This window comes from bacterium, assembly GCA_020854115.1.
In the GTDB taxonomy this organism is placed as follows: domain Bacteria; phylum Patescibacteriota; class Saccharimonadia; order CAILAD01.
This window is the reverse complement of the sequence record JADZGC010000012.1, coordinates 33619-47586: the sequence shown is the minus strand read 5'-3', so window position 1 is coordinate 47586 and position 13968 is coordinate 33619. Positions and strand designations below refer to the sequence as shown.

General features: G+C 51.9%; 9 protein-coding genes and 1 tRNA gene. All 10 read right to left on the bottom strand.

From position 1 onward, the window contains the following. On the bottom strand, window positions 1-3243 hold the full coding sequence (locus IT415_02240) for a class I tRNA ligase family protein (GenBank protein ID MCC7543505.1): 3243 nt from the start codon (window positions 3241-3243) through the stop codon (window positions 1-3). An 82-nt stretch (window positions 3244-3325) separates the two neighbouring features. Continuing rightward, complete coding sequence (locus IT415_02235) at window positions 3326-4069, bottom strand: hypothetical protein (GenBank protein MCC7543504.1); 744 nt, start codon at window positions 4067-4069, stop codon at window positions 3326-3328. Further along, complete coding sequence (locus IT415_02230) at window positions 4069-5373, bottom strand: hypothetical protein (protein ID MCC7543503.1); 1305 nt, start codon at window positions 5371-5373, stop codon at window positions 4069-4071. The genes IT415_02235 and IT415_02230 overlap by 1 nt, the downstream gene beginning before the upstream one ends. Beyond that, window positions 5373-6407, bottom strand: a complete 1035-nt coding sequence (locus IT415_02225) for a D-alanine--D-alanine ligase (protein ID MCC7543502.1) — start codon at window positions 6405-6407, stop codon at window positions 5373-5375. The genes IT415_02230 and IT415_02225 overlap by 1 nt, the downstream gene beginning before the upstream one ends. 1590 nt (window positions 6408-7997) lie before the next feature. After that, a complete protein-coding gene (locus tag IT415_02220) occupies window positions 7998-9230 on the bottom strand; it encodes a hypothetical protein (protein ID MCC7543501.1) in 1233 nt (410 codons plus the stop codon). 832 nt (window positions 9231-10062) lie between these two features. Beyond that, window positions 10063-10138, bottom strand: a tRNA-Ala gene (locus tag IT415_02215). 44 nt (window positions 10139-10182) lie between these two features. Further along, complete coding sequence (locus IT415_02210; GenBank protein MCC7543500.1) at window positions 10183-10734, bottom strand: methyltransferase; 552 nt, start codon at window positions 10732-10734, stop codon at window positions 10183-10185. Next, entirely contained in the window at window positions 10728-11990 is a 1263-nt protein-coding gene (gene obgE, locus IT415_02205; protein MCC7543499.1) for a GTPase ObgE, read from the bottom strand. Before obgE ends, IT415_02210 begins: the two co-directional genes overlap by 7 nt. A gap of 388 nt (window positions 11991-12378) precedes the next feature. Next, window positions 12379-12717, bottom strand: a complete 339-nt coding sequence (locus IT415_02200) for a hypothetical protein (protein MCC7543498.1) — start codon at window positions 12715-12717, stop codon at window positions 12379-12381. 60 nt (window positions 12718-12777) lie between these two features. Beyond that, window positions 12778-13803, bottom strand: a complete 1026-nt coding sequence (locus IT415_02195) for a LysM peptidoglycan-binding domain-containing protein (protein ID MCC7543497.1) — start codon at window positions 13801-13803, stop codon at window positions 12778-12780. Window positions 13804-13968 lie beyond the last annotated feature (165 nt).

Genomic DNA, 13968 nt, shown 5'->3' with positions numbered 1-13968 from the left:
TTAGCTCTTCACTACGAAGTTTACTAGCCGATCAGGCACGACTATCACCTTGATGATTTGAGCATCCTTAGTCCAGCCTTGCTTCGCATTCTCTTCGCGTGCAGTTTCTTCGATAGCTCCTGGTACGCGTCCCGGAGTAGTCATAAATTCACCGCGTAATTTGCCATTTACTTGCACTGCGATTGTGACAACATCTTCAATCAGTAATGCTGGGTCATATACTGGCCAGACTTCAAGATGCACACTCTCTTCCTGATCATTGTCATGCCAGAGCTCTTCCGCCAAATGTGGTGCAAGCGGCGCAAGCAAGCGAATAGTTGTTAGGACAACGGTCTGCCAGGTAGTAGCACTCACCGATCCGTCGCGCTTGATGGTGATGAGCGCATTCATATGCTCCATCAATGCTGCGATGGCTGTATTAAATCGCGTAGCCGCAATATCGTCACCAACTTTCTTGACGAACCTATGGAGTTGCACTGTGAGTGCCGTGTCGACCACGTCATCAACTGTCTGCTCGAGGTAGCCAGGAGACAGCGCGTCATAGGTCTTCTGCATGAAGCGATAGGTTCCTTCGAAGCGACGTGCATCCCATGGACCACCATCCTGCCACGGCCCCATAAACATGAGATACAAACGTAGCGCATCGGAGCCATACTGCTCGAGATAGACCAGCGGGTCGATCACATTTCCTTTGGACTTACTCATCTTGTTGCCATCCGGACCTAGGATCATGCCCTGATTAATAAGCTGCTTAAACGGCTCTTTGAAATCAATCAGCTTCTGCTCGTGCAAGAACTTCGTAATAAAACGCGCATACAGGAGATGAAGAATGGCGTGTTCTACCCCGCCCGTATACAGATCGACCGGTAGCCATTGCTTGACTGCCGCCGGGTCAAACGGGCCATCGACGTACTGTGTATTTGGGTAGCGTAAGAAGTACCATGACGAATCCACGAATGTATCCATGGTATCGGTCTCGCGGCGAGCCTCAGTATGATGACACTGCGGACAAGAAGTCTTCACAAAATCTGGATGCGTCTGCAATGGTGAGCGACCGGTGTTATCAAACTTCACTCCCAGCGGCAGCTCGACCGGCAGCTCCTCTTCTGGAACCGGCACCGCTCCACAGGTTGGACAGTGTATGATCGGGATCGGCGCGCCCCAATAGCGTTGACGCGAAATCAACCAATCGCGTAGACGGTAGTTCATCGTCTCATGGCCATCCCCACGCTGCTGCAACCACGCCGTAATCTCTTGTTTAGCCTTCGCAGTCTCCAGACCATCAAACTGACCCGAATTGCACACCACTCCATCGTCAGTAAAGACTTTATCGCGCAAGAATGCATCAAATACATACTTATGCAGCTCGTCCTGCAGAACTGATTCTGCCTCAACTGCCTTCACCCACTCGACCGAGAATTTACCTTTTTCGTCAGCCTCGAGCTGCGGCTCGATCCGTTCATCGCTCAGAAGTTCAAAGTGCACACCCACACATTCGATCTGACGTGCGACATTCTTAGAATGCGCGAAATAATGGTGATGAATGCGCTCGGTCTGCCGAATGTATTTAATATCCGAGTAGCCGGTTTCTTCGATGACTTCACGAGTCGCCGTTGCCACCACATCCTCATCCGCTTCTCGCCCGCCACCGATTAGCAATCGCCCACCTTGCGCGCCCCAATTGATCATAAGTACTTCATCCGACCGAGGATTGTGTACCAGAGCTACAATACTCATGCGATGCTCCGGGTCGACCTGCGGCTCACCGGTCACTGGCTCAATGACCTTTTTGATCGGTAGATTGTACTTCTTCGCGAAAGCATAGTCACGATCATCATGAGCTGGGACCGCCATGATGGCTCCCGTGCCATACCCCATCAATACATAATCCGCGATCCAAACCGGGATCTCCTCACCATTGGCTGGATTTATGACGTGGCTGCCGGTAAACACGCCGGTTTTTTCTTTTGCTTCCATGCGATCAACGTCCGTGCGTGAGCCAGTCCACTCGATATATTGATCGACTTCAGCTTTGTGCTTGTCAGTGGTCAGTGTCGATACCAGCGGATGCTCTGGAGCAATCACCATGAAGGTCGCGCCAAAGATCGTATCGGGTCGCGTCGTAAAGACTTCGATCTCAATCGGAACTTGTTTAGCATAAAATTCATTTTCAGCAAGCATCTTCCATGGGTCACCAAAGCTGGTTTTTGCATATTTCTCTGCTAAAGAATTAATTTCTGAAGCCGTCTCCGCCGTGAGAACGATACGATCTACTTTTCCATCGATATTTTTAAACAAAAATACAGTCTCGTGATCGATATATTCATTCCAAAAGCCTGGGGTGAGCTTATCTGAAATAAGCTTTTCATAAGCTTTTAGTGAAGCCTGAGGAATAAGTATTTTTCGTGCAGTATCGGTTTTTTCTTTTATGACAATATCGAGATTTGAAAGATCAGCGTCAGAGATATTATTTGCACCCATCAAATAGCTATGTGCCTTACCCGCATAAACTGGCTTATCTTCATACACCTTAAACCGTACCTTCGCACCCTTACTGCGACCGATCCAGTTACGTTGCTGCTGCACGACGCGATCTGGCCAATCGAGGGTATCGAGATCATCAAGTAGCGCATCGGCATAATCAGTAATCGTAAAATACCACTGCTTGAGATTCTTGCGCTCAATTGTTGTCCCACAACGCTCACACTCTCCGTGCACCACTTGTTCGTTCGCGAGCACCGTCTTATCCTTCGGGCACCAGTTCACAATCCCATCACGCTGGACAGCCTTACCAGCCTTGAAGAGTTGCAAGAAGAGCCACTGCGTCCACTTGTAATACTCTGGCTTCGACGTATCGACCACGCGAGACAGGTCATACATCCCGCCCATACGCTGGTATTGCTTATAAAAATTGGCTGTGTTTTGGTCGGTCCACTCATCAGCCGGGATGTCGTTTTTAATTGCAGCGTTCTCGGCTGGCAAGCCAAAGGCATCATAACCAAGCGGCTGCAAGACATCCTTACCCTGCATGCGCGCCAAGCGCCCAAGGGTGTCGGCGGGAGCGAAGTTGTACCAGTGCCCAACATGCAGATTACCTGATGGGTAAGGAAACATCACGAGGTTATAAAACTTATTCTTTGGCTGTGCCGGCGTCTTGTAGAGCTCGGCCTCGTGCCAAATCTCCTGCCACTTCGACTCTACCTCTGTCGGCTTGTATATGCGTCGCTTGTCGGGTGTACTCATAGCGCGAATTATACCTGATTATCAGGAGTGATGCGAGTGCCCTATCAAGACACTGCTTCATTGTAAAATGGCTTTCGAGCGATCACATCCCTACTGGTGAATAGTTTGGGTTTCTGCAAATATGAAATGCCGAATAATTTGTACCTGGGTATTCGTGAATATAATGCAATTTGCCCTGCTCTTGGAATCTATCTAATGTACTTTGGAGAATTTCGTGAACCAAGGGGTTAAAGTATTTATCATCCGATAGAAATTCAGGAGCATGCAAAATATGACCCGTATTTGCAAATGCTTTTTCATATTTATCTTTATCCGCAGGTCTGTGGTTGACGGGGGTTTCTCCTAAATAATACCCTGTAGCGTCAATATCAAACGCCACTCCACGACTATGTGGATTACCCATAATCGCCAGTTTTCCTGTCTGCACGAGGGTTTTCTGGTAAGCAACGGTTGTGACTAAATTCGTGACTGCTAGTCGAGAATCGCTGTTAACACCCGCATCAAATGACTGACGACGCCACGAATTAGCTATTTCATTGAGTAAATTCAGAGTATGTGTCTCAAGAAAAGGTGGGTACGAATGACGCAATGTCGGGTTCCTAAATCGCAATATGGGTAAGTAAGCTTCATGTGGCCCAACATATAAAAGCTTTCCTTTGACCACCGCATCATCAACTGCATCGGCATCATTAAAAGGCTCTACATGCTGCCACCAATCACGCTCTATCGCAGTCTGATTCTTTATTATTGCTAAATAATCTACGTCTGCTTTATGACCCAATGAGGCGATGTCTGCTTGGATATCTTGATCTGAATAATCCGTCATTATATTCCAAAGCTCTTTTTCTTGCGAACCTTCCAGCTTTTGCCTTGACGCACCAACTCTTTAGCTGGATGTAACTCTGGAGACAAGAGAATACGGCTCGTCTCTTCGGTGAACACTCCGTTCTGACTCCCTTTCACTAGCACGATATCTCCCGCCTTTACATGATTCTTTAGATAATGACCGGCCTCATAGGGTGTGCGAAATTGCTTGACTTGGGTCTTCGCCAAGCCAGCTTCGATAGCAGCTGGTGCGAGGAGATTCATGGCGTCCTTACCGACAGTTATCAGCATGTCGACGCGCTTCTCAGCCGCGTACACGCCAACTTCACGATGTAGCTCAGAGGCAAACTCGCCAAGCTCATTCATGCTTCCAAGCACCGCTATGCGGCGACCATCACGAGGCGTCGTAAGCTCTATCAGTGTATCGAGCGCCGCCTTCACTGCTACCGGGCTCGAATTATAACTATCATCCAGTACTCGTGAATCATTTACGCCCGCCAGTAAGCGCATGCGCCCAACCACAGGCTGGACCTTAGTAAGCCCCTTACAGATCTGGTCAAATGCTACCCCGAGCTCATGCGCCACCGCTGCAGCAGCCAAGATATATGACAAGCTATGTCGAGCCACAAACTGTGTCTTGATCACCTGGCGATCCTTACCTATCCGCAACTCAGCTTGCAGCAGTCCAGTGCGACCCCGCTTCACATCGTGCAGTCGAATCGTACCGTGATCCACACCATACCCAACTGCACCCTTCTTGCGCTCCATCACTTCGCGTACCAGCTCTATGTCGGCATTGTAATAACAGCGCTCAGCCCGGGAAGCAAGCCAGGCCGCATCGTCACGAAGGTGCTCAATTGAGTCAAATCGCTCCATGTGGGCGGCTGAGGCGCCCGTGAAGATTGATATCTGTGGCTTGAGGCGCGCCAACCACGGGGTCATCATCGCGCGTTCGTCTTCAGCCACTTCAACGATCACCGTGTCATACGGATAGACGCGGTTCATTTCAGTAATGCGTTGGATAATTCGTCGCCAAGCTAATGGATCAGTCAGTCGTGACGGGGTCTTGAGCCCATACAGCGCAAGCGGCATCCCGATCTCGGTATTATAGCTGTCTTCTGAGTAGCACACCTTACGACCAGCTGCCTCGAGGACCTGGCCAATCGCAACCTTTGAGCCGGTTTTGCCAACCGTACCAGTCACCGTGATGACCGTCAGGTCATGCTGATTGATGAGTTGATCGACTTTTCGCTCGAGCTGTCGAACCAGGAATCTCTGAGCAATTCTTTTGATATGACGAGACATTAATGTAATTCTATCACTTCCGGACGGTTTCGTGCGCGCTCGATGAGATGATGTACGAGCTCAGAAAAGCCCATGCCATACGCTGCTGCGGCCTGCGGCACGAGCGATGTCTCTGTCATGCCTGGCAGTGTATTGAGCTCCAGGAGCCACAATTTATTTCGAGTGAGTATGAAGTCACTGCGGCTATAATCTCGACACTTGAGCGCTCGATGCACCGCCAAGGCTACGCGCTGGATGACAGCAATAAGCGAGGGGTGCAGCGGTGCTGGGGTAATCTCCTCGCTGGCACCAACAGTGTATTTCGCTGTGTAGTCAAAGAAGTGGCTCGAGCGCGGTCGAATCAGCGTTGGCGGCAGCGCTACTAATCCTTCGTCCGTCTCCAATACCCCACACGTCACTTCCTCACCACGCACAAATTTCTGAATAATGAACCGGTCGAACTCGACACTCACCTGCTCAAGTGCGTCAGCCAGCTGAGCCGGAGTGTGAACGAGGTATACACCAACAGAGCTTCCAGCCGCAACCGGCTTCACGACCACATCGGCACCGAGTGCTGTCACAATCTGTCGCATGCGCTTGAATCTGTTTGCCACCCACTCTGCCCGACTCATCACCACGTAGTCAGGGATCGAGAATCCTTGCCGACGCAGCGTCGCGTACGATGCCGCCTTATCAAAGGCCAGTGCACTACTGCGTGGACCACTCCCCTGATACGGTATCGTCGCCCGATCAAGTAAGCGTTGGATTGTCCCATCCTCGCCAAACTCACCATGCATCGCGATGAAAGCCGCGTCCACCTCGTACGGCAGCAGTACCTGAATCTGTGTCTGCCCCCATACCTGCTGCGGTGTGTCGGCTTCGAGCCCAAGTTCCGAGCTATATACCCGCCATTCACCTTGATGAGTAATGAGTATCGGTCGCACATCATAGCGATGTTCGTCGATGGCGGCAAGGATGTTGCGAGCGCTGGAGCGGGACACATCGTGTTCTCGTGACGGACCCCCTATCAGCACGGCGATGCGCGGCTTAGTCATAGAGTTATTATACGGCACAAGTGTAGGGTCATAAAAAAGCAATCGCGCCCAAGACTAATCTCGGGCGCGTAGGCTGGCACCAAGAACTCTTGTTAAGGCCCAGTTTGCCAGCCAAGTTTACCACGGCTTCACTCTTTGTAGCTTCCCCCTTGGTAAACGATTTAGATCGACCAACTTCACTGTTAAATAAGCCAACGATTGGTCGACCGGGGTGCAATGTTGATCTTGGTGATTCTGGACCTTGCACCACGATTCTGGGCCCCACTTCACGCATTTGTAACATGATCGCTCGAGACCCAAGGTAGTGCTAGCGCTTCATTTGAAGATGCGACCGGTTGCACTACCGGCGATTTTAGCTCGCAACTCCCCTCTTTGGAACACTACAACTTACGAGTCAAGTTCGAGCGACCACAAGATCCCGACGCGATTTAGGTCTGCACTGTGGATTGTATACAAGCCTACTATTGCAGACCAAGGAGCACAAGCCCAGCTAAGTAGTCGCACATTTACTCCCTAAGATTTCGACCGTTCACAAATGCGGCTTGCAATACCATTTCTTGAGAAGTCGGCGCGACATCGACCGTGATTAATGGCTTCCTATTTGTCGCGCTAGATTTTGGTCGGTCATGTGTGGGATTAGAGACCAGCGTGATTGACCGACCGGTGACTCATAGACGGACCTGAAAATCTGGATCTTTGAGTCACAAGAACATATATAGGTGCGAATGGTGCGACCGACAGCAGTATGGATCCTAGAGAGCATATCGATTGCTGCCGATCGCGAGAGCTACATAGTACAACATTTCAGTTATTTAGTAAATATTTAGCGCCCCGAGAAGATTTTCTCAGGGCGCAGGCGATCCATCGACACAGGGCATTTTGTAACCGCTGCTTCTGTCAACTGGATCGCATCCGTCTCCTGCTAAGCGTGACTGTTTGTAAGAACGCTCCTTCGCAGAGACATGATTTTGGCCGGCCACCGGAAGTATTTGTAACCATGGCTGTAGACCGACCAGCGGGACAATGCCTCTCTCAGAGAGTACTTCTTGTCGCGCGATTTTGACCCACAGTTGCCCTCTTGGAGACTCCTTGTGCTGTGGGCCAGGGTTCGAAGGGCAATCATGCTACTGACAACGCGTAGAATTGCCATCCTCAAACCCAAGAAGATATGGAGCATATACCAGATTTGAGATTCTTCTCCTTGCCCCACAGTGCCGAGCACTTGCGATGCTGATGAGATCTCGTTTTGCTCGGCAGACGCCAACTGAACTCGCTTTTGACCTCAGATCATCTGGCGCGAGGGTGGCTACAGCCACTACAGCCAATTGTCGCAGGGGCCAATTGGCTGTAGTCGATCAAGGTACGAAAATGTGGTGAGGCAACCTCTCGCTTTGCGACGCTTACTTATGCCCCACCAATGCGATATATTTAAGCATTATCTTCATAAAAAGTAAACACCCCCGAGACCGAAGCCTCGGGGGTGTGGTGCTGCAGTCCGTCGTTTGATGACATCACTCCTTGCAGCACGAAGGTGTAGCAGGGTTAAGATCCAGATTTGTAATATTCCCGTTTAACCCTGCCACAGATCTATCAGATGCCCGAGTCGTCTCCAGACTCATCCTCGAGCTCGTCGTCCGGCGTCTCGCCCTTGCGAGCGGCCACCAATGCATTGAGCTGCTCAAGCCCACCTTCGTCGTTGATGCGACTGGTGTGCTGCGCGAAGAAGGCCGGCCACTCACTTGCCTGATACCACGCGACGGGGTCATCCCCACGAGCCACAGCCCACCAGAGGGCATGCACGTACTCGAGTAGAGCCGAGCCGACACGTCTCTGGGCGCGACGGTTCAGATGGCCTGCCGTGAAGCGGCGCACCTTTTTGTCGCGACCCTGCGCATCCTGTCGGACGACGACCTCAATCTCGGGATGAGTCAAGAATTCGTCGAGCTTGAAGGAACGGTAGACATCGCGCCAGACATGATCGTAGCGCGTGACCTGATCGGTCGACCACAGCCACACCGGTCGATGCAGCTTGTCGGACCAATTCGCCACCTCTCCCCTGCGACGACGCGGGATGCCGCCTTCACGTCCCTGCGTGTAACGAGCGTAGGCTCGCAGCTGCTGGGGAGTAGAGAAGCGACGGATGTCGAGGATCTCACCGATGATGCCGCCGCCAAGCGCCGGGCCGAGACCCTTGACCTGGGGCAACACTGGATGGTTGCGCAAGAGGTCGTAGATCACGATGCGACCCAGACACTTGACGATCTGGGCTTCCAGGGCCTTCTCGTCGGCCTTGGCGCCCGAGATCATGCCGGGATTCGACAGGATCTTACGCGCCTTGCTGGCCTGATACGCGATACCAAGAGCCAGCTCGAGGTCACGCTCGGCTGCCATGTACTGAAGCTGGGCGCGCTTGCGATGGTCCTGAACGGCCAGGCGTGCGCGCGCGAACTCACGCGCGTAGAAGATGTCGAAGTCCAACTCGCCCATCTCGTAGAAAACCTCGGGAGCCTGCATGAAGCAGTCAACCAGCATCTCGGTACGGGTCTGAACATCGGCACCGACCGCTGCATCCCCCATGTGCTCGTTGAGCGCGTGGAAGGGCACTCGATAGGTGGGGTGGGCACACTCCTGCCGCAAGCGGATCAGGAAGTACTGCCCCGGGCCACCGAGGTAGCCGAGGATGGTCGGCGATTCAAGGCTGTTGATGAAATCGATAGCCTCAGTGAGTTGCTTGGCTTTGAACTCATGGAGTTCGACGCCGCGTGGGCGCTGAACTCCAATCGTGACAGATCGTTTGATGGAAGGTTCGACCGCTACCAGCATAGGAGTCCTTTCGTTTGCTGGGACAGGTTCGAGCTATTCTACAACTATTTTATTATTTCGTCAATACTTATGAAGCGTAGAGATAGGTAACGTATATTCTGCACAAACCTACCCACCCCGAGTAACTATCAGGGGATCCTACAAATAAGCTACATGCCCCATGCGGCGATGTTGCAGAAATTCTAATGGAGCCGCCGCGATACGAAGGATGAACTATCGGGCGATCTTGGAATACCTACAGACATAATTAAGGCCCGGCCTGGATTTCTCCAGACCGGGCCATCGCATGCAGGGCCAGCTCTTCCGCAGTTGAGCGACGATTGCCCGGGGCAATGTGTGGGTCGCGATACCCTGGTACTTGAGCTGGATCTCCCTACATACTAGAAGGTTACGTACTTCCTTCGCCTGTGGATCACCCTGGTTGCTGGTGATGAACGACGATTACGACAGTATTAGATAACCGACATAACTGTATAACGGGAAGGCCATATCGTTCGCCTGGCTCCAGGCTCAGAGTGCGATCTTGACGCCATCACACTCGGAAACGCCACACTCGCTTCAACGTCCAGTTGCGCACTGGAAGGGTAACCAACCCCGCGGGAAGTGTCGCGTAACTTCCTCCAATTGGCCTCAGGCTTGGTACCAACCTCTAGCCCTGACGCCACCGATTTCTTTGACCCTCGGTGGAAAAGTCTGCAATCAATTATATAGTATCCAGCGTCTTGGACAAGCGTAAGTACATACAAGAGCTTGCGTCCGTGAGCAGAATCTGTGAAGACGAAAACAGACCTTCAGCAATGAAGGCCTGTTTGTGATTCATGATTTCAGATACTGGTGGAGCATATCGGATTCGAACCGATGACCTCTTCCATGCCATGGAAGCGCGCTACCAACTGCGCCAATGCCCCACAAGAACCAGATAATTCTGCCTGATTATCGAGAATTTTTCAAGTTATCGCACTGCCGACAGTACGACATGCTTCTGGGAGTGCTTGAGCGTCTTGCACGAGCCAAACAGCTGCTCGAGCGAACGCTTGACCCACGGCTTGAGGCGGGCTTCGACGACTATCACGAGCTCCCCACTCTCTCGAAGATGGTCGTAGCTCTCACGAATCATCGCTTCGACCACTTCACGCCCGCGGTGCGTCGGTGGATGTGAGACGATCAGATCAAACGCCTTTTGCTCCTCGAGGTCTTCGAAGCCAGTACTCGTGATCAAGCGTATGTTCGTGAGTCTATTTGACTCAATATTTGCTTGAGTGGCCTTAATTGCACTCATATCACTGTCCAGCATAGTTATCTCCGCACGTGCATCGCGGGCAGCCAGCCAGAGACCCATCGCACCCCAGCCACAACCCCAATCGAGTACCCGTTGATACTTTTTGTCAACAATTGACTCAAGAAGAAGTTGCGTACCCTTATCCAAGCCTTTTGGCGAGAATAAGTCCGGACGAGTCGAGAAAGCAACTCGAGTTCCACCTACATCAAAGTGCTGATCTACCATTCGAGCTCCTTCCCACCAATCATGAGGTGGGTTTTCTCGGATTCAATACCATGCTGCGCCAACTTCTTGTAGACTCCAGCGCGATGTAAGATGCGATGCAAGCGATCGACGGCTGCTTGATTATCGAAATTTGTACGAGCCGCCCAACGCTCAGCCGCCTTACCCTTGATAACAACGGTATCCTCGCCGTCACGATCCAAGTACCAGTCTGCGACGTCGTCCATTGTGATCTCAGCGACTTCAGTCTCATCATCTGCCTCAAGCCCTGGCGCAGCCACAACGACCTGCACTAAGCGCGCCATGAGGATATCAAGCCCGTCATGCTCGCGAGATGACATCACGATAATCTCTTCCGACTTCACACCAGCGGCATTCGCGAGCTTCTTGGTTTGCGAAGTAATTTTTGCTACATCTACGAGTGCCGCCTTGGTCAACGCCACAACCTGCGGACGCGCAGCCAATGCCTCACTATACGTACGTAGCTCGTTGAGGATCACCTCGTACGTCTGAGCTGGGTCTTCGCTAGCTGCGTCGATCATGATAAGCAACACACGCGTACGCTCGATGTGTTTCAAAAACGTATCGCCTAGCCCCTTACCGTCACTCGCGCCTTCGATCAGACCTGGGATGTCGGCTACGACAAATTCATGCTCATGGTAGCGTGCCGCGCCGAGCTGAGGTGCAAGAGTCGTAAATGGATAGTCTGCAATTTTTGGTTTCGCACTCGATATGACAGAAAGTAGCGTTGATTTACCAGCATTTGGCAGTCCAACCAAGCCGACATCTGCAAGCAGCTTCAGCTCGAGAGTCAAATCATATGCTTCGCCCAGCTCACCAAGCTCTGCAAATCGAGGCGCCTGATGCACGCTAGTCGCGAAGTGGGTATTTCCGAGTCCACCACGACCACCGCGAGCGATAATAGCCTCCTGGCCGTCTATAGCGAGATCAGCCACGATGCGGTCATCGATACGCACCAGCGTGCCAGGCGGCACAATAAGTATAAGATCGGCGCCGTTCTTGCCATGACGCTTATTGCCACCGCCAGCACCACCATCTTCGGCCATCCACTGATTGGTCGTGCGATATTTTGCCAAGGTACTCGAATTATGCTCCGCGCGCACCACAACATTGCCTCCGCGACCTCCGTCACCACCATCAGGTCCGCCCTTCGGTTGGTGCCGGCTACGCAGGAAGCTGGCTCGCCCATCGCCACCCTTACCGGCCGCGATGTGAATTGTCACTTCATCGACAAACATATTTTGACATTTTACCCGAAAAATGGTATTTTGGCAATTAATTCTTGCACCTGTGACGTAAGGAAGTTATGAAACTCCCCCTACAAATTTGCTTATTCCTGGTAGCTACCCTGTTTGCCTACGGCACAACAAGAGATCGTCTGTGAACTATCCTATGCCACCCGAACCAGAAAAACCAACCCAAGAATCGGTTGCCGTATGGAGGAAAGAACTGCACGCCATGCGGTGGAAGATGCTGCGCAATGCGCTTATCTGGATACTACCCACTACGGCGGGTCTCTGGCTCATTGCGTGCGGTGTACTTGGCATGATCTGCCGCTCATCGCAGACTTGCACTTCTCGACGTAACATGTACCGCCCCATGTAGCACTCGCTATATGGAGCTTTTTTATTCAGATTCTTCGGTGGCGTCTACGCTATCGGCTGCTTTATCGTGCACTTTACGTGAGCGACGAGCCTTGTTTGCCTGTACCAGAGCCGAGATGGCGAGAATGATCCCCAGACTAATAGTCGTCGCCACAATCACTTCGATAGCTGTGAGGCCGATCTTGGCCGGCACGTACGGGTTGCACGTTACCGAATTACCGGCAGTACCATCTGGCATACAACCCATAAAATAGATGTCCTGCGCTGGTCGTAGCCAGGCAAACCACAGTACGAAGTAGATAACAAGCTCAAAGCCAACCAAAAACACTGTTACGAAGAGGCGATAGATGAATTTCTTCATTTGCCGTAATCATAGCAGCGTTTTAGTATTTTGCAAGCTTAAGGCTTACTGTCTTCAGGACTAGTAGATGTATTTGAAGTGACTTGCGTCGGTCGTGCGATAACTCACACGCCCCCAGCCGCCACCATTCCCCCAGAAGTTCATCTCTGAGACGGTGACTGTGCCATTACCGACACTCTCGACGAAAGCAACGTGATTGCCTCGCTCCCAAGCAACTGCTCCTGGGCGTGGAGTCGTACCCACTGAATACCCTGCGGCAATCGCGTTGTAATACCAGGAGCTAGCATTACCCCAGTTTGACGGTACTGCCCGACGACCGGCAACGTACCATGTGCAATATCCGTATGAGTACCCGTTAGCACCGCCCTTAAAGCTTGCTAGTGTACGCGTCGGGGTCTTAGCAGCAATGCGACTAACAACGCTTGGTTGCGGCGCGGGCTTGACTCCATCTGGAATAATCACTTTTTGACCAGCGGCCAGTGGCTTACCCTCGAGTTGATTGTATACATCGATCAGATTGGCGCTTGCCCGATATGTCTGCGCGAGAGTATCGAGTGATTCATCTCCCTTAGCGGTGTAAAGGATCCCATTGACCGGGAGGATGATGATTTCCTGACCTGGCTTGAGGGTCGCATCTTCGGTCAGATTGTTTGCCCAGAGAATTGTATCTGAAGCCACGCCAAATTGGCTGGCAATCGAGCTAATAGTATCGCCTGACTTGATCGCGTAATTTGTAAGGCCACGCTTGGTTGCGGCTGAGGCTGCGATTGGCGCGATCTTGGTTAGGAAGCCGTCACCAGTCGTTACCAACTGAATCTTACTCGCAGCATCATCAGCGGCAGCCTTAATATCCGGTGCAATCACGAGCTGCATCTGGTCAGCCAAGATAGCACCTGAAGCCAACACGGTCTGCCGATCTGTATCCTGATTACCAAGCTTCGAACTCGAAATCTTCAAGCTATCTGCCTGGATCTTACCTGCCGTCGCGATAATCATGATGACCGCAAGCAGCAGCACGTGAGACGCATAACGCCACACTCCGCCATCTTGTATTGATTGTGTAACCGTCGCTGGCAAGCGTTTCACTGCTGCGAGCGTAGAGTCGCCATTCCCCTTTTGGCTGTTCGGTTGCGTTTTTGTATGAGAAGAAGTCGGTGCTACCCCCGAAGCAGTCGCGAGACGCTTTGCTCCAAGTGGGAGGCTCTGGCTTATTCTACTAATACGCTTTCCCTTTTGCGCCAGCTATTGATT